We start from the raw sequence: 22,849 nt of genomic DNA, 5'->3' as shown, positions 1-22,849 counted from the left end.
ATACGCCCCCCCCAAATTTTCTATTATTTTTTAACTTCCCGGCGGGGGGCCCGCGGCGCCCGGGCGCCCCCCCCGGCCCCGGATCAGGCCCCTGTCGTGACCTTCACCGGCGTGGTCCCCGCCGTACTGTGCCGCGCGGACCAGTTCTCCAGCGCGGTCCGGCACGCGTGGTCCAGGTGGTGCAGTCCGGAGAGGTCCAGCTCGATGGGCCGGTCCTGCGGCAGAGCCTCGAGGCTGTCGAGGATCTTCGGCAGCCGCAGGAAGGTCGCGTTGCCCGAGAGATACGCCTGGACGGGACCGGCGCCCTTGTCTACGACCTCGAGGCGCACGTGCGAGGCATCCCACGCCGTTTTGGCGACGGCCAGCGCGAGCCCGATCAGCACGCCCTCGAACATGCTGACGGCGACGATCGAGACCGCGGTGACGACGACGATCAGCGCCTCGCCCCGGTGCTCACGCCACAGCGACGCTGTCTCGCGCAGCGGAATCAGCTTCCCGCCCGCGTGCACCAGGATGCCCGCGAGGCCGGGCAGCGGGATGACGCCGAGCGCGGCGGGCAGCAGCGCGGCGAACAGCAGCAGCCATACCCCGTGCAGCACCCGGGACGCCTTCGTCCGCGCGCCCGCCTGGACGTTCGCCGCGCTACGGACGATCACGGCGGTCATCGGCAGCGCGCCGAGCAGCCCGCAGACCGTGTTGCCCGCGCCCTGCGCCATCAGCTCCCTGTCGTACTGGGTGCGCGGTCCGTCGTGCAGCCGGTCCACGGCCGCCGCGCTGAACAGCGACTCGGCGGAGGCGATGAGAGTGAACGCGAGGACCGTGCCGAGCAGACCGACGCTCGCGAGTTCGCCGAAGGCGTCGAGAGGCGGCGGCTGGACCGAGCCCAGCAGCCCCCGCACCTCGACCGTGGCGACGGGCAGCCCGAACGCCGGTACCGCGAGGGTGGCGAGGACGACCGCGCCGAGCGCCGCCGGCACCGTACGCACCCGTCGCGGCAGCCGCCGCCACAGCACGAGGACGACGACGGTGCCCACGCCGAGCCCGAGCGAGGCCAGCGCCTCGGTGCTCGCGGCGACGTCGACGAGCGCCCCCGGCAGCCCGGTGAGCTTGTCGAGCCCGGAAGCGGGTGCTTTCAGGCCCGCCATCGAGTAGAGCTGGCCCGCGATCAGCACGAGCCCGATTCCGGCCAGCATGCCCTCGACGACGGCCACCGATATCGCCCGGAAGTAGCGCCCCAACTTCAGTGCGCCCATGAGGAGTTGGAGCAGGCCCGTGGCAAGCACGACGACTCCGAGCACGGCGACGCCGTACTCCCGTACGGCCTCGAAGACCAGCACGGTCAGCCCCGCGGCCGGCCCCGACACCTGGAGGCTGCTGCCGCGCATCACTCCGGTGACGATACCGCCCACGATGCCGGTGACCAGGCCGAGTTCGGCCGGTACCCCGGAGGCGACGGCGACGCCCACGCACAGCGGCAGGGCGACGAGGAAGACGACCATCGAGGCGGCGAAGTCCTGCCGCAGGTTGGGGAATTTCGAGGTGACCTTCATGCCGGCGCTCACAGCGCCTCGAAGGAGTCGGTGTCCGCGCTGTGTACGTGTACGGCACCGGTGTGGACCTCGTAGTACCAGCCGTGCAGGCCTAGTCGACCTGCTGTCACAGCTCGGTCGACGCACGGGTATTCACGGAGCCTGAGCAGTTGCGCGAGGACGTGGCCGCGCACCGCGTCGGCGACGGCGGGGTCGTCGTCCGGCGCGTCGGACGGGGGCTTGGCCTGCGCGAGCCAGTCGCGCACGGCGGGTACGCCGGTCAGGTCCTCGCCGCGCACCAGCGCGCCCACGGCGCCGCAGTGCGAGTGGCCGCAGACGACGATTTCGCCGACGCCCAGCACGTCCACCGCGTACTCGACGGTGGCCGCCTCGGAGGTCGGCCGCCCGGGGACGTAAGGCGGCACGATGTTGCCCGCGGTGCGCAGCTCGAAGAGCTCGCCCGGGCGGGCGCCGGTGATCAGGGCCGGGACGACCCGGGAATCGGAGCAGGTGATGAACAGGGCCTGCGGGGACTGGCCTTGGGCGAGTGAGGCGAAGTCCTCGGGTCGCCGGCCGAAGGAGCGGGCATGGTCGATGAGGGGCTGCATGTCAGTTCCTCCTGGCGCGCCCTGCGGGCGCGTCGGCTTACAGAACAGAGCGTGGGGGGAAGCGCTCCGCTCAGCAGCGGAAGACCTGAAGTCCCGCAGGGGAGAGGTCGGTCGAGGCTCTTGACGCGCGGGGGTGCGAGGCGGCGAGCGGGGCCGGTGCGTAGGTCGCCGAAGGGTCGCTCACCAGCAGAGCGCGGGCCGGCGGCTCGGGTACCAGGTCCTCGTCGCGGATCCGCTGGCGGGCGCCCAGGGGAGGGGCCACCTTCTGCGGATGCTCGGCCTCGGCGCAGTTGGCGACTTCGCCTTTGTGCGCGGAAGCGAACGCCTCGGGGGGAGCGAAGAGTTGCAGACTGATCAGGACGGCGGCGAGTGCCATGAACAGGGCCCGCGCCTTCGTACGTCGCATCATGGGACCCCCGTCCTGGCTGCTCGCTCGCGTCAACAGTCAGCGTTTTCCCCCAACGGTAACCCGCTGAATCGTTTGCAGCGTTAACTCGACGTTTCACCCTGAAGAGCGCCCGAAACGGGACGGATGTATGGCGCGATCCTGCCCCTTGGGCCGCTGGTCTCAGCCCGCCACGAGACCCTTCGCGTCCCGCGCCAGCGCGGTGAGCCGGGATATCGCGCGGAAGTACTTCTTGCGGTAGCCGCCGTTCAGCATCTCCTCGCTGAAGAGCTGGTCGAAGGGCATTCCGGAGGCGAGCACCGGCACCTCGCGGTCGTACAGCCGGTCGGCGAGCACGACGAGCCGCAGCGCCGTCGACTGGTCCGGGACGGGCCGCACGTCGGTGAGGCAGACGGCGCTGAGCCCGTCCGTCAGGGCGCCGTACCGGCTGGGGTGGACGCGGGCGAGGTGATCGAGCAGATGCGGGAAGTCGTCGAGGGACGCGCCCGCGGTGGCGTAGGCAGCCTTCGTGACCTGCTGGTCGGAGAACGGCGCCGGGGCCTCGGGCAGTCCCCGGTGGCGGTAGTCCTCGCCGTCGATGCGCAGCGGGCGGAAGTGTGCGGACAGGCCCTGGATCTCGCGCAGGAAGTCGACGGCCGCGAACCGGCCCTCGCCGAGCTTGCCCGGCAGGGTGTTCGAAGTGGCCGCGAGCGCGACACCCGCGTCGACCAGCTTGCCGAGCAGCGTCGAGACGAGGACGGTGTCGCCCGGGTCGTCCAGCTCGAACTCGTCGATGCACAGGAGACGGTGGTCGGAGAGGGTCTGCACGGTCTTCTGGAAGCCGAGCGCACCGACCAGGTTCGTCAGCTCGACGAAGGTGCCGAACGCCTTGAGCGCGGGCTCCGCGGGCGTCGCGTGCCACAGGGAGGCGAGCAGGTGGGTCTTGCCGACGCCGTAGCCGCCGTCCAGGTAGACGCCGCGGGGGCCGGTGGGCGCCTTCTTCGGGGCCTTGCCGAAGCCGAACAGCCTGCGCTTGGGGGTGCCTATGGCGTGCGCGCCACCGAGACCGGCCGCGAAGCCGCTGAGCACGCGTACGGCCTCGGTCTGGCTGGGCTGGTTCGGGTCCGGGATGTACGTGGCGAAGCGGACCGAGTCGAAGCGGGGCGGCGGCACCATCTCGGCGACGAGCCGGTCGGCGGGGACGTGCGGCTCGCGGGCGCACAGGGACAGCGGGGCCGCTTCGGATATCGGGTCGATCCCGAAGGCGGTGGTGGTGGACGACACGGTTACCCACTCTAATCGCCGTGCCACACTGCACGTCATGCGACGCCTGTTCCCTGTGACCTACGAAACAGCAGCCCAGGCCTCGGACGGGGCCCAAGAGACGGATGTGACGGACCGAGAATGGGGGATCGAGGAGCTGGCGGAGGCCTACGCCTACCCCGACGTCCGCGAGCCCTGGCTGCGCGCCAACATGGTCTCCACGCTCGATGGCGCCGCCCAGCACGACGGGCGCTCGCAGCCCATCTCCAGCGCCACCGACATGCGGATCTTCGGGGTGCTCAGGGGCCTCGCGGACGTCGTGATCGTCGGCGCGGAAACGGTCCGCCAGGAGGGTTACCGCCCGGCACGCGCGCGTGAGGCCTTCACGGCGATGAGGGAGGCCGCCGGACAGGGCCCCGCGCCCGCCATCGCGGTCGTCACGGCCAGCCTCGACCTGGACTTCTCGCTTCCGCTCTTCACCTCGCCCCTGGTGCCCACGCTGGTGCTGACGGGCGCCGCGGCGGCCCCGGACCGGGTCGCCACGGCGGAGAAGGCGGGCGCCCAGGTGGTGATCGCCGGGGACGGCATGGGCGTGGATCCGGCGCGGGCCGTACGGGCCCTCGGCGATCTGGGCTTCAGCAGGCTGCTGACCGAGGGCGGGCCCCGGCTGCTGGGCCAGCTGGTCGCGGGCGCGGTGCTCGACGAGCTCTGTCTGACCGTGTCCCCCCTGCTTGCCACGGGGGACGCCCAGCGCATCGCCGGAGGGCCCTCGATCCCGGTCCCGAAGCGGTTCGAACTCGTATCCCTGCTGGAAGAGGCCGGGTTCCTCTACACCCGATACCGTCGGTCCTGACGAGTCGTCGGAATACCCCGTTCCGCTTATCTTCCGCGGGGCACACTGATTATCTTCCGCGGGGCACACTGAATCTCGGGGACCCCGTGCGGTCACGGGGCAGGATGGTTTCCGCAGGGGCCAGGACGGCCCACGGACGAGAAGGGCGCCTGTCGTGTTCACAAGCGTATTGATGATCGAGAAGGCCCTGACGTCCGCCGACGTGGAGTTCGTCACCACCTTGCACGGCGACGAGCCGGTCGCCTTCCATGTGCTGCTCCAGCCCCGGGGAGACCAGGCGGACCGGCTGCTGCGCGCCATCGACGACGTCGCGCTCGGCGAACTGGACGAGGCCGCCCGCGAGGGCGAGACACCGGAGGGCGACGAGGCGGTCGGCCAGGGCCGGCAGGCCCTCGAAGTGTCGCTGGTGGCCCTGCACGCCTCCGGCAGTGAGGCCGAGGGGCGGCTCATCGAGGACCACCCGCTGGACGCCCTCAAGACCCTGGTCGACGAGATCGACGCCGACGAGGTCATCGTGCTGACCGACCCCCACTACGTGGAGGAGTTCTTCCACCGCGACTGGGCATCGCGGGCCCGCCACAAGGTGGGCGTACCGGTGCTGAAACTGTTCTCGCACAGCAAGGCGTAGCGACCGGCGGCTGTCAACGGTTGTGAACAGTACGGCTTAGGCTGGACCGCTGAACGTTCGCCGTACTCGTACGCACAGGGAGACACGCATGGCACCCGGCCTTCCCACCGCCATGGACCGACCGCACTTCATCGGCATCGGCGGCGCCGGGATGTCGGGCATCGCGAAGATCCTCGCGCAGCGCGGGGCCAAGGTGACGGGCAGCGACGCGAAGGAGTCCGCGACCGCCGAGGCCCTGCGCGCGCTGGGCGCCACGGTGCACATCGGGCACGCGGCCGACCACCTCGCCGCCGACGCCACCTGCGTCGTCGTCTCCTCCGCGATCCGCGCGGACAACCCCGAGCTGGCCCGCGCGGCGGAGCTGGGCATTGCGGTGGTCCACCGTTCGGACGCCCTCGCCCGCCTGATGGACGGCCTGCGCCCGATCGCGGTCGCGGGCACCCACGGCAAGACGACGACCACCTCGATGCTGGCCGTGTCGCTGTCCTCCCTGGGCCTTTCCCCGTCGTACGCGATCGGCGGAGACCTCGACGCCCCCGGCTCGAACGCCCTGCACGGCGACGGCGAGATCTTCGTCGCCGAGGCCGACGAGTCGGACCGCAGCTTCCACAAGTACGAGCCCGAGGTCGCGATCGTCCTCAACGTAGAGCTGGACCACCACGCCAACTACGCGTCCATGGAGGAGATCTACGAGTCCTTCGAGACGTTCGTGGACCGCATCACCGAGGGCGGCACCCTGGTGATCTCGGCGGACCACGAGGGCGCGCGCGAGCTGACCCGCCGTGTCAGGGCCTGTGACGTCAGCGTGGTGACGTACGGCGATGCGGCGGACGCGGACATCCGGGTGCTCTCCGTGGTCCCGCAGGGCCTGAAGAGCGAGGTGACGGTGGTCCTGGACGGTGCGGAGCTGACCTTCACGGTCTCCGTCCCCGGCCGGCACTACGCGCACAACGCGGTCGCGGCGCTGGCGGCGGGAGTCGCCCTGGGCATTCCGGCGTCGGAGCTGGCCCCGGCCCTGGCCTCCTACACCGGTGTGAAGCGCCGCCTCCAGCTCAAGGGCGAGGAGGCCGGCGTCCAGGTCGTCGACTCCTACGCCCACCACCCGACCGAGATGACGGCCGACCTGGAGGCCATGCGCGCGGGCGCCCCGGGCCGCATCCTCGTGGTCTTCCAGCCCCATCTGTTCTCCCGCACCCAGGAGCTGGGCAAGGAGATGGGCGAGGCCCTGTCCCTGGCCGACGCCTCGGTCGTCCTGGACATCTACCCGGCCCGCGAGGACCCGATCCCGGGCATCACCAGCGAGCTGATCATCGAAGCGGCGCGGGCGGCGGGCGCGGATGTCACGCCGGTCCACGACAAGGCGGACGTCCCCTCCGTCGTCGCGGGAATGGCGAAGCCCGGTGATCTCGTTCTCACCATGGGCGCGGGCGACGTCACGGACCTCGGCCCCGAGATCCTGACCCGCCTGTCGAAGTAGCCGTACCTTTCGTGAGGGGTTGAACTTCATGTCATACGACATCGAAAAGCCGGACGAGCAGTGGCGCGCGGAGCTGACCCCGGCCGAGTACACGGTCCTGCGCAAGGCGGGCACCGAGCCCGCCTTCACCGGCGAGTACACCGACACCAAGTCCACGGGCGTCTACTCCTGCCGCGCCTGCGGCGCCGAACTCTTCACCTCCACGGAGAAGTTCGAGTCGCACTGCGGCTGGCCGTCCTTCTACGACCCGAAGGACACCGACGCCGTCGAGCTGATCGAGGACCGGTCGCACGGGATGCTGCGCACAGAGGTGCGGTGCGCGCGGTGCGGGTCGCATCTTGGGCATGTGTTCGAGGGGGAGGGGTATCCGACGCCGACGGATCAGCGGTACTGCATCAACAGCGTTTCGCTGCGGCTGACGCCCGACGAGGCCTGACCTCCTCGACAAACCCACCGCACGTAAGGCGTCAGCCCTTCGGGCGTACGGCGTGGAGGATCTCCTGGACCTTCTCGCGCCGCTCCTTGTCGAGCGTCGCGGAGTCCAGGAGTTCGGCGGCGCACGCCTCGCACTCGGTGCGTACCGACGTGAGCCGGTCGCGGAGGGTCGCGCGCCACCCGCCCGTGGCGGACCGCATCTGCTCGCGGATCGCCCACGCCTGTTGATAGAGGGCGCCCGCCAGGTGGTAGCGGGCCTCCACGTTTTCGGGATCCTGCTCCCAGAGCCGGCGCAGCTCGTCCGAGAGCGCCCGCGTGGCGTTCGTGGGGTCCAGACTGCTGCGGTCCTTGGTCATGGTCGCGGCCACGACGAGCAGCCGGCGGTTCCTGACGGTGTCGGGGTCCGTCCACCGCGCGAAGTCCTCGGCGATGCTCGACGCGGTGGGCACGTCCTTCCCGGAGTTGATCCAGCTGTTGTAGGCCTCGGTGAGCAGATCGCGCAGCCGCTCGTCGTCGGAGCCTTCGTCGAGAAGCTCCCGCGTCAGTTCCACGGCCTCGGCGAACCTCTCGCGGGTGATGTCGAGACGGACGAACGACAGGGCGACCTGCCGTCGCCCCCGTGAACTGAACGCCTCACGCCGGGCCTTGGACAGCACCTCGCCGGCCTCGTCGTGCCGGTCGAGTTCGGCGAGGAGCACGGCCAGGGTGCGGGCGGGGCCGGTGGCTCCGGGGAGCCGCTCCACCCAGCGTTCCAGAGCGGTCGCGGCAGCCGTGAGGATGCCGTGTTCCCGGTCGTCGGCCGCAAGGCCGGACTTCCTCAGCTTCTCCAGGATCGCGAACGCCGAATCCGTGGACGGGTAGTAGAGGTGCCTCGGGTCGTCGAGGAGCTCGGTGTACCGCTCGGGAACGCTGTCGGCGTTGCGCCCCCAGGAGCGCGCCGCACGCCGGAACCGGTCGGAGAAGTGCCGCGTCGCGGGGCCGGGCGTCGCCTCCTCGGCCGCCCCGTAGATCCGCTGCAGGGCGAAGTCACAGGCCAGCACGGAGAGTTGGTTGTACCGCTCGATGGCCTCCGTGGGATCTCCCTGGACGCCCAGCTGCTGGGCGCTGCGCCGCAGCCCCTCGTCCGCCGGATCCAGGGGAAGCGCGTCGATGAGGCGCAGGTTCGCGATCACGTCGCCGGAGTGCTCGGTGAGCGGCCATTCGGCGTCCTGGCTCCGTACGGCCTCGGCGAGCCGCAGCTTCCACAGGAGCCGGCCGCGCGCCCATTCCAGGTGCGCCTCCTCCTCGGCCTCGTCCCCCGGCCTGCGGGTGCGTCCCCGCGCCTGGGACGCTTCGCGGTACGCCTCGTCGATCCGCCGGCGGCACAGCTTCCCGAACGGTTCCCGGACCCGGGACGGGAGCAGCCCTACGGCTGCCTCGACGGCGGCCGTACGGCGGTCCCGGGCGGCGGCCAGTCCGGCGTTCCCGACGGAGCGGCCGACGCCGAGCAGGGGGGTCGCGCCGCGGTGGGAGAGCGCGTGGTTGAGCTCCTCCAGCCGCAGATGGGCGAGGGCGATCGCGACTTTGCCCGCGGCGGCCAGAACCGGTGCCAGCTGCCCCGGGGCCCCGTCCGGTTCGTGGTCGGCCGTGGAGCGCGGGCAGAGGAGGGCCGTGCCGAAGGACGCGGCCAGCACGCGGTGCAACTCGGCGCGTTGGGCGGCGCCGCGACGGATGTCCCCGTCGAGCAGAGCCTTCAGGTACAGCGCTTCGAGGTGGCGGCTCCACGCCTGCGCGGCCGGGCCCAGGTCACCCGCGGAGGTGTGCGCCACCGCGAGGTTGCGCAGTACGGCCGGGTCCAGGGGGTCGTAGGTGAGCATGGTGTTCCAGCGTCGCCGGGCCGCCACCGTCCGCCCCAGCCGCAGATCGGCCTCCGCCTGGTGCCCGCCGAGATACGCGCGCAACAGGGCGACCGCCTCCCGGTGCCTCAGCTCGGCCGGGTAGGCGTCCACGGTCCGCCAGGCCTCGGCGAAGTTGGCGTCGAGGCTGCGCTCGGCGACGGCGAGGGCGTGCTCGACTCGCTCGCGCGGACCTGCCTGGACGAGCGGCGGCGGGGGAGAGGGACGGCGGCCGGGAGACGGAGCGCCGGTTGCCGCCGGCGTGGCCGGGGCCGTACGGGGCTGCTGCTCCTCCAGGCCGCAGAGGCGCTCCGCGAGGGCCAGGGCGGGCGGCGAGGGCGCGGGTGAGGTGGTCGCGAACTCCGCCTGCTTCGCCGCCAGCTTCTTGCGGACTCTCCTGGTGAGGACGTTGCGCAGAGGGGCCGGGCCCTCCTGGAAGCGTGTCTCGCATTCCTCCAGCCGCCGGTGGAACTCCGAGAAGGCCATGATGAGACCAGATGCCGAGACCTCGGGCGCCTTGAGCTGCTGTTGCAGGGCCTCCAGGCGGCCCAGTCGCACCGTTTCCAGGCGGTCCACCAGATCGGTGAGGACGCCCAGGTCTCCCGTGGCGCGGGCGTAGTCGGTCTCGTGTTCCACAGGGGCCTTGGCCAGGCTCTTGGCGTGGCCGAGTGCGTCGTTGACGAGGCCGGCCAGCTGGGCGGCCGCCTCCTCGAACCGGGCCAGCTGTTCGTCGGGGCTGTGGCTGCGGAGGGCCGGTGCGGCCGTCGGCCTCTCCAGGGCGGAGAGGCGGTCCTCAAGAGCCAGTGCCCGGTCGGTGGGCGCGGGCAGGGTCGCCGCGAAGTCCTTCTCCTTCGCCGCCAGTCGCTTGCCGATCCGCTTGCTCAGAAGGGTGCGCAGGCTGCCCAGGGGCTCCTGGAAGAGGGTCTGGCACTCACCCACCCGCCGCTGGAACTCCTCGAAGGCCATCACCAGACCGGCCGGCTCGGTGTCCTGGAACCGCCGCAGTTCCTCCAACCGGGCCTGCCGTACGGCCTCCAGGCGTTTCGCCAAGCCCGTCAGGACGTCCCGGTCCCCGCAGGCCCGGGCGTAGCCGGTCGCGTCCGTCACCGTGGCCGCGGCCAGGGTCTTGGCGTGGGCCTGTGCGTCCTTGGCGAGGTCGGTCAGACCGGCGGCGGCCTCCTCGAACGCCGCCAGCCGCTCATCGGGACCCGGCGCGTCCGGCTCGGCGGGTTCGGCCGGCTGAGAGACGTCCGCCATCGGCTCGGCGGGGTCGGGGTCGAGCTGCTCCGACGCCAGCCGCAGCGTCTTCTCGTGCCGTTCCGGATCACCATCGGTGAACTCCCTCGCCGCCGCGTGGGCACCGAGGTCCGGGAACACGAGCGGACGCCAGAAGAGGCGCCGGCGGTGGATCAGTGCGATGAGCACCTCAGGCAGGGAGCCGTCGGCGAGACAGGCGGCGAGCCGGGCCGGGAGTTCGGCGCGGTCGGTCTCGAAGAGATCGCAGACCAGGTGCAGCATGCGCGTCGCGGGGCCGTCGTCCGGCGGCAGCCGCTTCGCCAGGCGACGCACGGTCGTGGTCGGATAGCCGTACACCATCCACTGCACGGCGAGGACGGTGAACGCGGCCGTCCCCCCTCGGCGGCGGCCCGCCAGTTCGGCGATGCCCTCCAACTCGGCGGCGAGTGTGTCCCTGGTCTGCGTGGTCGTGTTGCCGCCCAGCCGGCTGTCGGCCGCCATGTCGTGGATTCCGGTCCACCGGCATTCTCCGGGGCGCAACAACGGCAGCGCGGGCGGCTGCGTGGCTTCCGAGCCGTCCTCCGAGGGGAAGTCGTGTCCGCCCTCGCGGATCCTTGCGGCGATCGTCTCGGCACGCGCGCGATGGTTCCCGTCGGAGCCGGCCACGCTCGGGCGCTGGTCGTCGAGTACGCGGTGCGCGAGGCTCAGATGGGCCCAGATCCGGTGGTTGACGGGAGACAGAGTGGCCGCCGCCGTGAGCCAGCGTACGGCTGCCTCCGGTCGCCCGTGCCGCAGATAGAGCAGCCCGACGTGGTACGGGTGCTTGGGATTCGTGCCGTCCAGCCGGTGGGCGCGCGTCAGCATGGTCAGCGCGGTCGCCGCGTCGGTGGCGGGATGCACACCGATCCGGAAGCAGGCCTCGACGACCGCGTCCAACTGGCCCTGGGTGAGCGGCAGCCCCTGTTCGAGGTTCGACCACAGCCCGGAGACCATGCGCCACAGCACATCGGGCCGGTTCTCCAGCGGCGTACGGGACGTCATGCAGGCTCCTCCCGCCCGCTCCCGGGATCCGCGCTCCCGTCGGCGGCGTCCAGCTCCTCGGACGACAGGATCAGCAGCCGCTCCCCGTCCGACACCGCCGCCAGTCGCCCGTCCGGGGAGACGGTCATCGGGTGCCCGGAGACATAGGTGGTACGGCCGTCGCGGACCAGGGCGTGGGAGCCGTCGGGGTATTTCAGGACCAGCAGTCGCCCGTCCCGGCCGGAGCCCACCGGCCGGGCGCCCGGCACGGTGCGGAACCCGACGCGCACCGCCAACTCGGCATCGAAGGAGACACCTTGGCCCGCCGCGTCGACGATCGCGGTCAGTTCGCCGCCCGGCAGCGTCCCGGTGATCGCCGTCACGGGCTGGGTGACCTGCAGCAGCCGTCCACCGGCCAGATCCAGCCGGTGGATTCGGTGTTCGCCGACGACGAGTGCGAAGTCCCGCACGCGCGTGAGGGCGAGAAGCACCGGTTCCAGAGTGCGCTCCGCTCCGGCCCGGCCCTCCGCGTAGTCCTCGTAGCCGGTGAGCTTCCCGTCGAGACCGCCCACCAGCAGCCCCGCGCCGTCGGCCGCCAACACCTGGACGCCGGACCGGTGTTCCAGCGCCAGCTCCGGCTCCTCGGAGTCGAGGGACAGGGACCACACGGCCCCTCCCCACATGCCGACGTGCAGGACGTCCCCGGCGAAGGCCAGCGCTCCCGGCACGTTGAAACGCGCACCACGCGGCGTCGGGAGGTCCACGACCCGCACCGGCCGGTCCGGGGCCGCCAGGACCACCCGCCCCGACCAGTCGGCGACGGCCAGGCAGTGCTCCCCGCGCGCCCACAACCGCGGCCGCTCCCTGAGCCGCGCCGTACCCGTGACCTCGTACTCCGCCGAATGGAACGTCAGGGTCCGCCCGTCGCGTACGGCCAGCGTCCGGCCGTCGGGGAAGAAGACCGGCTGCCCGCGCGCGGCGAGGACGGGACGGTCGACCTCGTCCCAGGACGGCTGCTCGTCGGGTGCCCGCACCGGGAAGGGCGCCGTCATGGCCGGTTCGCAGCCGGGGGCGGTCGCGATGAGCCGCACCTCGGCCGTGGGCGTGCGGAACGCGAGGTCGCCGAAGACAGCCGTGCTCTCGGTGATCGGTGCGGACAGCGTCCCGGTCAGTTCGACGGTGGGCGGTTGCGCGGAGATCGCGACCGTCGCCCCGGCCGGCCACGGGGATACGCCCTCCGGGGTCGAGCCGGTCACCCTGAGGGGCGGCAGCGTGTGGCCCGCGACCGCGCCGGCGACCGATGTGTCGAATCGGAGGGCGGGGCGTGTCTCGGCAGCGCGCAGCCCCAGGACCTTGCACACCTCATCGATCCAGTGCGGCCTCGACGTGGGGATCCAGTTGATCCGGTGCACGAGGTAGGGGATCTTCTTGACGGCCCCCGGATCGATCAGCAGCGGGATGAGCCGACCGCCCTCCGGCGGGTTCAGCTTGTACGCCTCGTGCAGCTCCCACTGGCAGACGTCCTTGTCGAAGTACGTCTGCGAATAGAGCGCCACGACATGGCGGCTGCGGGGGAGGGCCTCCTCAAGGAAGCTCTGCCAGTCCGCGCCCAGGGGTGTGCCGCCGGTGCGGGACACGTCGAGGTAGATCCTCGGCGCCGCGCCGTCGGCGGTCACACACCCGCTCAGCGCGTCGTGCAGGTCCTTGGCCTGGATGTAGTCCTCGCGGGCGTAGCTGATGAACACGTCCCAGCGCTCGGCCCCGGACGCGGCCCCCGTCGTGTCCGTCGTCATATCCGCGTCCTCGTGATCGCGGCGATCAGCTCGTCGAGCAGCTCCAGGTCCCGCGGGTCCAAGGCGCGCTTGGAATCGCGACGCAACTTCTGGGCGTCGTCGCGGATGCTGATCAGCCTGGTCCGCATCGTGTACACATCCCGCGGTCCGAAACTGGTCGCCGTCAGCTCGGCCAGCTCGTTGAACCGTCTGACGAGAGCCGACACCTTCAGTCCCGTCTTCACCCGCTCGACCTCCGAGCGGCGCGCCGACACCAGTTTCGCCAGCTCCTCGAAGGAATCGCCTCCGGTGTTCTTCCCGGTGCCCCGGCGTCCGTCCTTGATCCGTGCGGCCAGTTCGTCGAGGGAGCGGGCGAGCCGGTCCGCCGCCGCGGCGTCAGGGACACCGCCTTTCACCGTGGACATGATGGCGTCGTACCGGTCGTAGAGCTCGCTGACGACCATGGCGTCAGCGATCTCCGCGAGCCGCTGGCCGATCGCCTTCCCGAGCTCTTGGACGGCCTGTCCGCCCCGCTCGGTCCGGGCCGCCCCCCGCAGCGTGGGCAGTTCGCGCTGCAGGTCGAGCAGCCGGGTGCGCAGGGCGGCCAGCCGGCCGGAGGACACCCCGCCGCTGACGGACTTCATGGCGGCGACGTACTCGGCGACCGCGGGGTTGATGACCGTCGCCTCCTGCCAGCCCCTGATGGCCTCCAGCAGCTCGCCGGCCTGGGTGATGGTGGGATCGCGCCGGGCGATCTCGGCGCAGGTCGCCGCACGCTCCGGATCGCGGCCCAGCCGCAGGAGGCAGGCCGCGTAAAGGAAGTTGAGCCAGCGGAAGCCCGGGATCAGGGCCAGGACACGGGCCAGCAGCCTTTCCGCCTCGTGGGCGAGGCCGGCCTGCATCAGCGCTGCGGCCGTCTGCCCGTCCGACTCGGCGATCAGTGAGTAGACGTCCTCGGCACGGTCGGCGGGCAGGTTCGGCATCGGCGGCGAGGTGCTGTTCGGGCGGGCGATCCACAGGGCGAGGATGGCGTCGAAGTCGTCGACGACGGCGTTGTGGCGCCACCGGGGGGCCATGCGGGACAGCTCGGCGCGGGCCCGGCGCGGGTCGCGTTCCTTGAACGCCGTGACGGCCGGCTCGGCGACGGGGCACAGGAACGGGAGGAGCAGCCTGCGCGCCAGCGACGAGACCTGTTCCTTGTCGACGTCCGCCTCGGCGGCGCCCCGGGTTGCGGTGTCGAGGGCCTGCTCCAGCGCGCCGTCCCGGGCCTGGCCGAGGGCGACGAGATGGGACAGGGAGCCCTCCTCCGGGGCCAGTTCCAGGAACGCCTTCGCACGGTCGAGCGCACCGTGGGGATCGGAGCGGACCGTTTGGGCGTAGGCGGTGATCTCGAGCGGGGTGAGACGGCGGCGCAGTTCGCGGCGGAGGTCGCGGACCCGCTCGCGCAGCTCGTCCGCCATCGGCTCGTCACGCAGTGGACGCAGGATCCGCAGCGCCTCCACCTGGTCCTGCCCGTCCAGGCGGTACATGCAGAACGCGCGCAGGTAGCGGGCCTCCTGGTGCTCCGGCCTGATCCGCAGGTACTCGCTCAACTGTTCCAGAGCGAGGTCGTACGCGCCGGACTGGGCGTTCGCCCGCGCGTCCTCCAGGAGATCCTCGTCGTCGCCGAGGTTCAGCGACATCTCGGCGAGCGCACCGACGACGGGCGTCAGGACCAGCAAGCGGTCCGAGACGGCCTCGGCGGCCGCCCTGCGGGCCAGCTCCTCCAGCCGCCGGTCGTGTTCGGCCACCTCCCCGTGGCCCCTGACCTCCGTGAACTCGAAGGCGGGCGTCCGCAGCGACGGGACGGGGCCGATCTCCCGGAACGAGTGGCGGTCACCTTCGCTGCCGGTCACGCGTACTCCTCTCCGAGGTCCGGCGACTCCCCGGGCTCGGGCACACTGCCGAGCGCGTGCTCCGCCAGCTCCCGGCAGAGCAGATACTCGGCCTCCTGGTCCACCTTCACCATGAGCAGCAGCACCCGGGCGAGCCCGGCCTGCTCGAAGAGCTGCTCCTCGTCCGCCGCGGGCCGGTGCTCCACGGGGGCGAGCCGGTCGAGCAGCGCGGCACGGTCCGCGATACGGCCCCGTCCGGGCACGAGTTCGGCCAGCCGGGACCGTGCGCCGGTCCGTCGCCTAGGCACGATCCTGGTCATCGGTCTCCTCGGGCAGCAGGATCTCTCCGGTACTGGTGATGAGCTTCCGCTCCGCCCCGTGCAGGACCTCGGCGCCGTCGGCGTACACCTTGGAGGCGGCCTCGAGTTCCTCCAGCAGTGCGTGCAGGGCGAGCCTGGCCGGGTCGTCCTCGGCGAGGTCGCGGAGCCTCGGATACACGATCAGCTCGATGCGGCGGCGCAGTGCCTCGGAGCGGCGCCGGAAGTCGTCGAGCGGGGCCCGCTGTTGGGGTACGGCTCCGTCGTCGAGGTCGCCCGGGTCGCCGAACCGCGTGAACTTCGCCTGGAGACGCCGGTATTGGGCCCGGTCCTCGGAGGAGCGGTCCGGATCCTGGAGGAACTCGCCCACGAGGGCGAGGTACCGGGAGACGGCGTCTCCCTCCCCGCCGAGCGCACGCTCGCGTTCCATGAGGTCCAGCACCTCGGGCAGCATGATGCCCTTGGCGAGGCGTGTTCCGCCGTCCAGCACGTCGAGGGCCTGTTCGCGTTCGGGCTGGCTCAGGGCGAAGTAGTAGCGGATCAGACCCTCGACGAGGGCGGCATCGCCGAGCTCGGGATCGGCCTCGCGCAGCGCCGCCACCCGCCGCTCGAACTCCTCGAAGTCGGGCGGCCACGGCGCCCCGGACAGGGCGGGCCTGAGCAGCCACTCCCGCAGGAGCGCGAGCAGTCTCAGCAGCGCGATGCCGGTGCGCAGCAGTCCTGTCGTGGGATCGTCCGGTGGCCGCTCCTCCATCTGCCGCGTCAGCCGGTCCAGCCGCTCGCCCAGGTCATGTGGATCGCCGTCCGCCCAGTCGCAGACGAGGGTCCCCAACGCGGCCTCGGCAGTGGACAGTTCCCGATCGGCGGCGCGTTTGTGCGCCTCGCCGAACGCGTCGCGGGCCTCGTCGGTCCGACCGTCGAACACCGCCTGAACGCCCTTGACGAGTTGCAGGTCGTTCACCTCGGGCGGGATCCGTTCGGTGAGCTCGCCGAGCTCACGGACGCGGTCGAAGTGGTGCAGTGCCCCGTCGGTCTCCCGCCGCCGCCAGTGCCCGACGGCCAGCTGGAGGTGGGAGATGGCGGCGATACGGCGGCTCTGCGGGCGGGCGTTCAGCAGCGCGGTGTGCTCCGCGTACAGGTCGGTGACGCGGTCGTGGTTGTCCAGTCGTGCGTGCAGCCACAGTTCCAGGTAGGCGGTGTGTTCCGTGCGGCCCTCGGTGGCGATCAGCTCGTCGAGCACGGTCGCGGCGGCGCCGTAGCGTGCCGGTTCGTACCTCCCCAGCATCGCTCGCGCATAGGCCTGCGCGAATCGGATCCGGTCGAGCGCCCGCCCCCGGGGCCCCGCGTTGACGGCCTGCCCGAGAAGCCGGTCGGCCCGCTCCAGCTCGTCGCGGTCGTCGCTGTCGAGCAGCTCCAGCGACTGCTCGTAGGGAAGCCGCCAGCGGCGCGGCAGTACCACGAGGAAGTACGAGGCACTGGCCACGGTCGACAAGAACAGCACCGGCAGGACGGCCGCCAGCAGAATCGTGATCACGCCCCGGCCTCCCCGCCTCGCCTCTCATGCAGGTCCCGGACGAAGTCCGCGTACCGCATGCCGTGTCGATGGATGTCGCGCTGTGTCATCCGGCCGCTCTCCCGGACGCGCCGCAGGCCCGCCCTGACCTGGTCGGCGACCTGCTCGGCCGCGTCGAGTCGGCCGAGCAGCAGGAAGGTCTCGGCGTAGTCGAGCATGAGGTCGAAGCGCCACCACATCAGCGTGTCCCCGTCGTGCAGCCACTGGTGCACGAAGGCGTTGGCCTCACGCAGTTCGCCCTGGCCGATGAGGCAGAGGGCCATCTCGTGGGCGTGATCCCGGCGCAGTCCGGGCGGCAGGCGGTCGAAGGCGGTACGGGCCGTCGTGAGGAGCCGGTGTGCGAAGGAACCATCGGTGGCCCCGGCGAGCCGGCCCTGGACCACGGACCACAGGCCGCCGGTGATCGACAGCTGTGCCGCGTAGGCCTCGCCGCGCTCCGGGTCCGCCTGCACCGCGCGCTCCAGCAGGGACAGCGCCTCCAGCGGGTCCCGCAGATCCTGGTGGGCGATCTCGGCCGCGAGGAGCAGCAGCGCATACCCGGGCCGGTCGACCAGAGCCGCCTGAGCGAGTCCGACGGCCTTGCGCGGTTCGCCCGCGGCACGGAGCGCACGTACCGGCACCACGGGGTCCATCGCACGGCGCGCCTCGTCGAGGGCGTCGGACAGGAGCAGCGGATCCAGGTTCACCTTCCCCGCGGTGTGGGGGCCGGTGAGGGCGCGCAGCTGTTCCCGTACCGCCCGCACGGGCTCCACCCGCCGCATCCAGGACGGCAGCCGGCTGTCGCGCGGGCGCGGCGCGAACACGGTGGCGCAGGCCGCGCGTTGGAGGAGCCGCTCGGTGTCGGCGTCCGGCGGTTCCTCGAAGCAGCGCAGCGCCGCGACGCCGAGGGCGTGCAGCCCGGGGTCCCGGTCGCCGGCCGGGACACCACGGGCCGCTTCCGGCGTGAGATGGGCCAGCCGCTCCGGCTCGGCGAAGACCTCCCCGAGGGAGGGTGCCCCCCAGGCCGGCAGCGGCAGCAGCAGCGGGCCGTGCCCGGCCAGCACGATGTCGGCGGGCAGCGGGACCAGGTCGGGGCCGATCGCCGCGCGCCAGCCCGGGAGCGCCCGCAGGGCGTCGGCCACGGACGCGACCCGTCCGGCCGGTTCGCGCCCGGCGAGGGCGTCGGCGAGGCTGCGTCCCGCGTCGGTCTCGTAGCAGACGACCTGGAACCAGCGGCCGGCGAGCTGCCGCTGCTCGCCCTGCTCACCGGGCACCACGGGGACCAGGTCGGGACGGCGCGGGCGGGTCTGCCAGGCCAGCAGTTCGGACCGCTGCTCTCCGTTGATCTCCTCGACCGGGATCAGCCGGTACCAGCGGCGGCGGCGCGGCGCGCGGTAGAGCGTGCCCCACCAGCCGACTCCGGCGTACTCGGCGTCGAGCTCCCGCGCGATGGCCTCTGCGCGTGTACCCACGGTTGTCGTCAAAGCTCGTCCTCGAGCCGGTCGGCGAGCTCGTCCAGCGTGTCCTCGTCCGCACCGGCGCGTACCGCGTCCCAGAACGCGCCCAGGGCCGCGGTGAGAACGGGCGGCGCCTGGCCGTCCCGGCCCGCCCGGAGCGCCTTCTTGACCGTGCGCCGGTACTCCGCCGGTACGGCAGCGGGGTCGACCTCTCCAGCAGGGGCGGGCACGGTGGCGGAGACCGGTTCCGGCACCGCGGCGGCCACGGGCGCGGGCACCGTGAACTTCACCGGCCCGGCGTCCGGTTGCCCCGCCGGGGACCTCTCCGCGCCGGCGGCCTCAGCCCGGTCCTGTGCCCCGGCGGCCCTGACCGTGGCGAACAGCTTCACCAGGGCGGCCCGCCGCTCCGCCAGCTCGTCGAGCTTGCCGATGGTGGTGCTCTGGTCGAACGTCGCCTGGTACTCCCGCCCCGTGTTGGTGTGGGTGACCTGCACCCCGAGCAGTCCGTTCACATCGAGCGCGAACTCGACCTCGAACTCGTGGTAGCCCTCCGGGCGGCGCTCGATGTCGTCGAGGTGGATCGTGCCGATGAGGGAGTTGTCGTAGATGTACTCACCCTCGCCCTGATAGATGGCCGCCTCGATGCGGTGGGCCTGCTCCGGGTTCGTGTACGTCTTCACCTGGCGGGCCGGAATCTTGGTGCCCCGCGGGATCAGCGCGTTGAACTTGCCCTGCTGCACGCCGACACCCAGGGTGTGCTCGGTGATCAGCGTGACGGCGTAGTCCTGTTCGTCCGCGGACCGCTCGGCGGTCGGCCGGGTCGCGAGGTCGAAGGCGGACGAGGGCTCGAACCGGTGGGCCACGATCGCGGCGCCCCGGGCCACCAGCGTGTCGGGGTTGGCGTCGCCGCGCACGAATCCCTCGTCCCGGTCGAAGTGCTCGAGCAGCATCCGCTTGACCTGCGGGATACGGGTCGAACCACCCACGAGGAGCACCGCGTTGACGTGCTCGCGCAGGACGCCCTTGGCGCTCTGCGCGAAGCGCAGGGCCTCGTCGACCTGCCGCAGGGACCGGTCGAGAATCGGCTGGATCAGCGCTTCGAAGGTGGCCCGGTCGAGCTCCATAGGAGCGGTGGCGCCACCGAGGTCGATGGTCGTCGCGGCGCGCAGGGACAGCTCGCGCTTCGCCACCTCCGCCGCCGCCTTGATCCGCAGCCGCTCGGTGTCCTTCGGCAGCGTCTCGCCGCACTCCCGGATGATCCACTCGACGACGGCGTCGTCGAAGTCGCCGCCGCCGAGGCGCTGGTCGCCGGCGGTCGCGATGACCTCGATCTCGTCTTCCCGGGTCTCGATGATCGATACGTCGAACGTGCCACCGCCGAGGTCGAAGACCAGGTAGATCTGCCGCTCGGACTCGGCCCGGTCGACCCCGTAGGCGATGGCGGCGGCGGTGGGCTCCGGAATGAGCTGGCGAGGATAGAGGCCGGCCAGCAGCGCCGCCTCCTCGGTGGCCTTCTTCTGCCGCTCCATGAAGTAGGCGGGTACGGTGACCACCGCGTCGTGGATGTCCCCGCCCAGCGTCTGCTCGGCGATCCGCTTCATCCGCATCAGCACCAGCGCGCTGATCTCCTGCGGGCGCAGCCATGCGTCGCCGAGCCTCGCCCGCACGGGGTCGTCCACCTCGTAGACGCCCCGCGCGCCGAAGTGGTCGAGCAGTTCCGGGGTGAACACCGCTCCCATCTCGCGCTTGATCTCCACCAGCGTGCCCTCGGCGCCCGGTCCTTCGCTGATGGCGTCCTTGGCGTCGTGCCCGACCACGAGGGTGCCGGTGTCGGGGTCGAGCCGTAGGATCGAGGGCGTGGCCACGGCGGCGGCTCCCTCGCGTTCGGGGTCGGCGAGGATCTTGGGGGCGAAGTCGTCGGGGGCATAAGCGGCGACGGCCGAGTAGGTGGTGCCGAGGTCGATGCCGACGACCCGGTGCAGCTCGTCTTCCATGGGGGACCTCCGGGGTTCACTCGTCGGCGAAGCCGTCGAGCAGGTGAGTGCGGGCGAAGTCGCCGGTGAAATCCGTGCGGGTGGTGTCCGTGGGACGGTGAACACATTCACCGGCGGCCGTCAGGAAGGACTCGATCTCCCTGCGCAGCACGGTCAGGCCGACGGCCTTCGCGTCCTCGTCGAGGATCGGCTCCCAGGTCGGCTCGAGCTGCAGCAGCGGGAGCGGTGGATACCGGGCGTCGTGTGCGGCGCGGGCCTCGGCGTTCTCAAGATTGACGGCATGTGCGGCGGCGATCTCCTGCTCGCTCGCACCGCGCGCCCGGAGCCGGGCGTCGCATCGGTTCGCCGCCGCGCGGATCTCGTCGGCCGTCGCCTCGGGCGGTACGTCGAGGCGCGTGTACTCCGTCGATCTCGGAACGACCAGCGGCAAGGCGAACAGCGCCCCACCCGCCATGTCGGCACCGGGCATCCCCACAGCCCCCGTTCGCTCACGCTACGCATCGAGGGGACGAGACTGGGCGTGCTCGCGCTCGACACGGTCTTTCTCGACGCCGGACGACCATGTGCCGCCGTGATGTTGCGCCGATTCTAGAGGTGCCCTCCAGCAACTCACCCCCGATCTCCAGCAGTTGCGGCATCTGGGATCGACATGGCTGGAATTGGTCCCCCGTGCGGCACCGTCGGCGCGTCGATGCGCCGATGGCCCCCTGCCCCCGCTGAAAAAGGCGCAGCGCCTGGTGGGCCACCAGGCGCTGCGCCTCGGACTCTCACTCGAAACTCTCACTCGGGCGAATCGCTAATACGTCCGAGTGAGGATCCGCAGCACCTCGGACTCACTCGGCGGCAGCGGCGAGTTCTTGGGTCACCGCGTCCGCCACCGCGCCCGCGGCGATGGACGGCCGCATTCCGCGGCCGGTGCCCAGTTCGCGCAGCGGTCGCTTGATGTCCAGCGTCCCGGAGAGCGCCCGCACGCCTTCGACGGCGGCCCCTGCCCAGTCGCCGTCCGCGGGCGGGGCGAGCCGCATCGCGCGTCCCACCCGCTCGTACGCGTCCTGGGCGGCCGGAGCGCTGACCGCCATGACCTCCTCCAGGACGGCGGCGAGCGCCACTCCGTGCGGGGTGCCGGTGTGGCGGTGAGCGCGTGACCGATGCCGTGGCCGAGGCCGAGGCCGGAAAGCGTGAGGGCCTGGCCGGCCAGATGGGCACCCATCATCAGTTCGGCCCGGGCGTCGAGGTCCGAGCCGTCCCGGTACGCGGCGGGCAGCGCGCGGCTGACCATGGTCACCGCCTGGGTGGCCTACGCGACGGAGAACGGGTTGGCACCGCGCGAGGCCGGCGACTCGATGCCCTGGACGAGCGCGTCGATGCCGGTCGCCGCGGTGGCCGGCGCGGGCAGGCCGAGCGTCAACTCCGGGTCGAGAAGTGCCCTCGGGTGCGTCCGCGGCGCGGCGCACCCGACGGTCACAGCACCTCGCGGCGTACCAGGGCCGCCAGCACGATCGCGCCCGGTAGCAGGGGCAGCCAGACGGTCAGGACGCGGTAGCCGATGACGGTCGCCACGCCGAGGTTCAGCGGTGCGCCGAAGGCGACCAGGGTGAACACCAGCGCCGCGTCCACCGGGCCGATGCCGCCCGGCGCGGGCACCGCTCCGACGGCGGTGGTGGCGAGGAGCAGCGCGAGAACCACCTGCGCCCAGGACAGCGGCAGCCCGAGTGAGAACCCGACCGAGGTGACCACGCTTCCTTGGAGCAAGGGGGTGGCGGCCGCCCCGCCCCAGAGGGCGAGGACGCGGCTGGGCCGGGTGTGCAGGAGCCGCGCGTCGACCACGGCGGTGCGCAGAAGGCCGAAGGCCGGGCGGCGCAGCGGCCGTACGAACGCCAGAAGCAGGAACGCCGTGGCGAGCCCGAGGACCACGCCCCCGGCGGCCAGGAGCAGCATCCACTCGTCCGGGACGAGGTGGCCGAGCGGCAGCATGTCCGGGAAGGCCACCAGGAAGACGAGGAGCACCAGCGTCTTGGCGAGCGGCTTGACCAGCGAGTACAGGGCGAGCGAGGCGGTGGCCCGCGGCAGGGGTACGCCGCGTCTCTGGAGGAAGCGCAGGGTGACGGCATGGGCGCCGATGCTCGCCGGAAGCACGTGGTTCGCGGCGCCTGCGGCGAACTGTGACGCGAGCAGCGGCCCCGGCGGCAGCCTTTCCGGCAGGGCGCCCTGCCGGACGCAGGAGGCGGCGACCCAGCCGAGGCAGGTGAACACCAGGCCGGTCAACAGCCACCAGGGGTTCGCGGAGGCCAGCCGAGCCACGCCGTCGTGCACCGCGCGCCAGTCGGCCGCGGCCCATGCGCCGATCAGCAGGAGGGGAAGCAGAGTCAGCGCCCGGCGGACATGGACGGCCGCGGAGCGCGAATGAGTCGGGGCGAGCCGCGGCTTCGGCAACTCGTCGAGCCGGATCTGGGACACGGCGCACGTCGTCCTTCGAACGCGGGGCGGGACAAGAGGGGACGCCGGGAGGTTTCCCGCCCCGCGTGACCGCACGGTGTCCGGGAGCCGAAGGTCGAGGGCCATCTCTCGGTGTCGG

18 protein-coding genes and 1 pseudogene are annotated in these 22,849 nt (G+C 72.0%); 4 read left to right on the top strand and 15 right to left on the bottom strand.

What is annotated here, in order from left to right:
• Positions 1-83: 83 nt before the first annotated feature.
• The 4 genes from AB0D27_RS25835 to zapE all read right to left on the bottom strand — a co-directional run bounded on the left by AB0D27_RS25835 (position 84) and on the right by zapE (position 3,806).
• Positions 84-1,550 (bottom strand): SulP family inorganic anion transporter, encoded by a 1,467-nt coding sequence (locus tag AB0D27_RS25835; RefSeq protein WP_362513177.1) that lies wholly within the window; start codon positions 1,548-1,550, stop codon positions 84-86.
• Between the two features lie 8 nt (positions 1,551-1,558).
• Complete coding sequence (locus AB0D27_RS25830; RefSeq protein ID WP_362513174.1) at positions 1,559-2,137, bottom strand: carbonic anhydrase; 579 nt, start codon at positions 2,135-2,137, stop codon at positions 1,559-1,561.
• A 70-nt stretch (positions 2,138-2,207) separates the two neighbouring features.
• Positions 2,208-2,546 (bottom strand): hypothetical protein, encoded by a 339-nt coding sequence (locus AB0D27_RS25825; protein ID WP_362513171.1) that lies wholly within the window; start codon positions 2,544-2,546, stop codon positions 2,208-2,210.
• A 159-nt stretch (positions 2,547-2,705) separates the two neighbouring features.
• Positions 2,706-3,806, bottom strand: a complete 1,101-nt coding sequence (gene zapE, locus AB0D27_RS25820; protein ID WP_362513168.1) for a cell division protein ZapE — start codon at positions 3,804-3,806, stop codon at positions 2,706-2,708.
• A 37-nt stretch (positions 3,807-3,843) separates the two neighbouring features.
• Between zapE and AB0D27_RS25815 the strand changes: the two genes are divergently transcribed.
• From AB0D27_RS25815 to msrB, 4 genes are all read left to right on the top strand, one after another.
• Entirely contained in the window at positions 3,844-4,638 is a 795-nt protein-coding gene (locus AB0D27_RS25815) for a pyrimidine reductase family protein (RefSeq protein WP_362513166.1), read from the top strand.
• 154 nt (positions 4,639-4,792) lie between these two features.
• The gene (locus AB0D27_RS25810) at positions 4,793-5,266 is read left to right on the top strand and encodes an indole-3-glycerol phosphate synthase (protein ID WP_362513163.1); all 474 of its coding nucleotides are present in this window, start codon (positions 4,793-4,795) and stop codon (positions 5,264-5,266) included.
• Between the two features lie 88 nt (positions 5,267-5,354).
• The gene (gene murC / locus AB0D27_RS25805; RefSeq protein WP_362513160.1) at positions 5,355-6,743 is read left to right on the top strand and encodes a UDP-N-acetylmuramate--L-alanine ligase; all 1,389 of its coding nucleotides are present in this window, start codon (positions 5,355-5,357) and stop codon (positions 6,741-6,743) included.
• A gap of 28 nt (positions 6,744-6,771) precedes the next feature.
• Entirely contained in the window at positions 6,772-7,179 is a 408-nt protein-coding gene (gene msrB, locus AB0D27_RS25800; RefSeq protein ID WP_362513158.1) for a peptide-methionine (R)-S-oxide reductase MsrB, read from the top strand.
• A gap of 31 nt (positions 7,180-7,210) precedes the next feature.
• Here the strand turns inward: msrB and AB0D27_RS25795 are convergent, their stop codons facing one another.
• The 11 genes and pseudogenes from AB0D27_RS25795 to AB0D27_RS25745 form a co-directional block, all read right to left on the bottom strand.
• On the bottom strand, positions 7,211-11,329 hold the full coding sequence (locus AB0D27_RS25795; RefSeq protein WP_362513155.1) for a hypothetical protein: 4,119 nt from the start codon (positions 11,327-11,329) through the stop codon (positions 7,211-7,213).
• A complete protein-coding gene (locus AB0D27_RS25790; RefSeq protein WP_362513154.1) occupies positions 11,326-13,101 on the bottom strand; it encodes a toll/interleukin-1 receptor domain-containing protein in 1,776 nt (591 codons plus the stop codon). The genes AB0D27_RS25795 and AB0D27_RS25790 overlap by 4 nt, the downstream gene beginning before the upstream one ends.
• Positions 13,098-14,975, bottom strand: coding sequence for a hypothetical protein (locus AB0D27_RS25785; protein WP_362513152.1), 1,878 nt, complete (start codon positions 14,973-14,975; stop codon positions 13,098-13,100). Before AB0D27_RS25785 ends, AB0D27_RS25790 begins: the two co-directional genes overlap by 4 nt.
• Positions 14,972-15,274 (bottom strand): hypothetical protein, encoded by a 303-nt coding sequence (locus AB0D27_RS25780; RefSeq protein ID WP_362513149.1) that lies wholly within the window; start codon positions 15,272-15,274, stop codon positions 14,972-14,974. The genes AB0D27_RS25785 and AB0D27_RS25780 overlap by 4 nt, the downstream gene beginning before the upstream one ends.
• Positions 15,255-16,805, bottom strand: coding sequence for a hypothetical protein (locus tag AB0D27_RS25775; RefSeq protein WP_362513148.1), 1,551 nt, complete (start codon positions 16,803-16,805; stop codon positions 15,255-15,257). The genes AB0D27_RS25780 and AB0D27_RS25775 overlap by 20 nt, the downstream gene beginning before the upstream one ends.
• A complete protein-coding gene (locus AB0D27_RS25770; protein WP_362513145.1) occupies positions 16,802-18,295 on the bottom strand; it encodes a hypothetical protein in 1,494 nt (497 codons plus the stop codon). The genes AB0D27_RS25775 and AB0D27_RS25770 overlap by 4 nt, the downstream gene beginning before the upstream one ends.
• Before the next feature lie 8 nt (positions 18,296-18,303).
• Entirely contained in the window at positions 18,304-20,274 is a 1,971-nt protein-coding gene (locus tag AB0D27_RS25765; protein ID WP_362513142.1) for an Hsp70 family protein, read from the bottom strand.
• Positions 20,275-20,290: 16 nt separating this feature from the next.
• Positions 20,291-20,743 carry a hypothetical protein gene (locus tag AB0D27_RS25760; RefSeq protein ID WP_362513139.1) on the bottom strand — a complete coding sequence of 151 codons (453 nt, stop codon included), beginning with the start codon at positions 20,741-20,743 and terminating at the stop codon, positions 20,291-20,293.
• A 364-nt stretch (positions 20,744-21,107) separates the two neighbouring features.
• Positions 21,108-21,383 carry an iron-containing alcohol dehydrogenase gene (locus AB0D27_RS25755; protein WP_362513136.1) on the bottom strand — a complete coding sequence of 92 codons (276 nt, stop codon included), beginning with the start codon at positions 21,381-21,383 and terminating at the stop codon, positions 21,108-21,110.
• 44 nt (positions 21,384-21,427) lie between these two features.
• A pseudogene (locus tag AB0D27_RS25750) lies at positions 21,428-21,739 on the bottom strand (iron-containing alcohol dehydrogenase); the annotation flags it as partial.
• A complete protein-coding gene (locus tag AB0D27_RS25745) occupies positions 21,736-22,707 on the bottom strand; it encodes a lysylphosphatidylglycerol synthase transmembrane domain-containing protein (protein WP_362513182.1) in 972 nt (323 codons plus the stop codon). The pseudogene AB0D27_RS25750 and the gene AB0D27_RS25745, both read right to left, overlap by 4 nt.
• Between the last annotated feature and the right edge of the window lie 142 nt (positions 22,708-22,849).

Source organism: Streptomyces sp. NPDC048415 (assembly GCF_040651675.1).
In the GTDB taxonomy this organism is placed as follows: Bacteria; Actinomycetota; Actinomycetes; order Streptomycetales; family Streptomycetaceae; genus Streptomyces.
The sequence above is the reverse complement of the archived record's forward strand: the minus strand, read 5'-3'. Positions and strand labels throughout refer to the sequence as shown.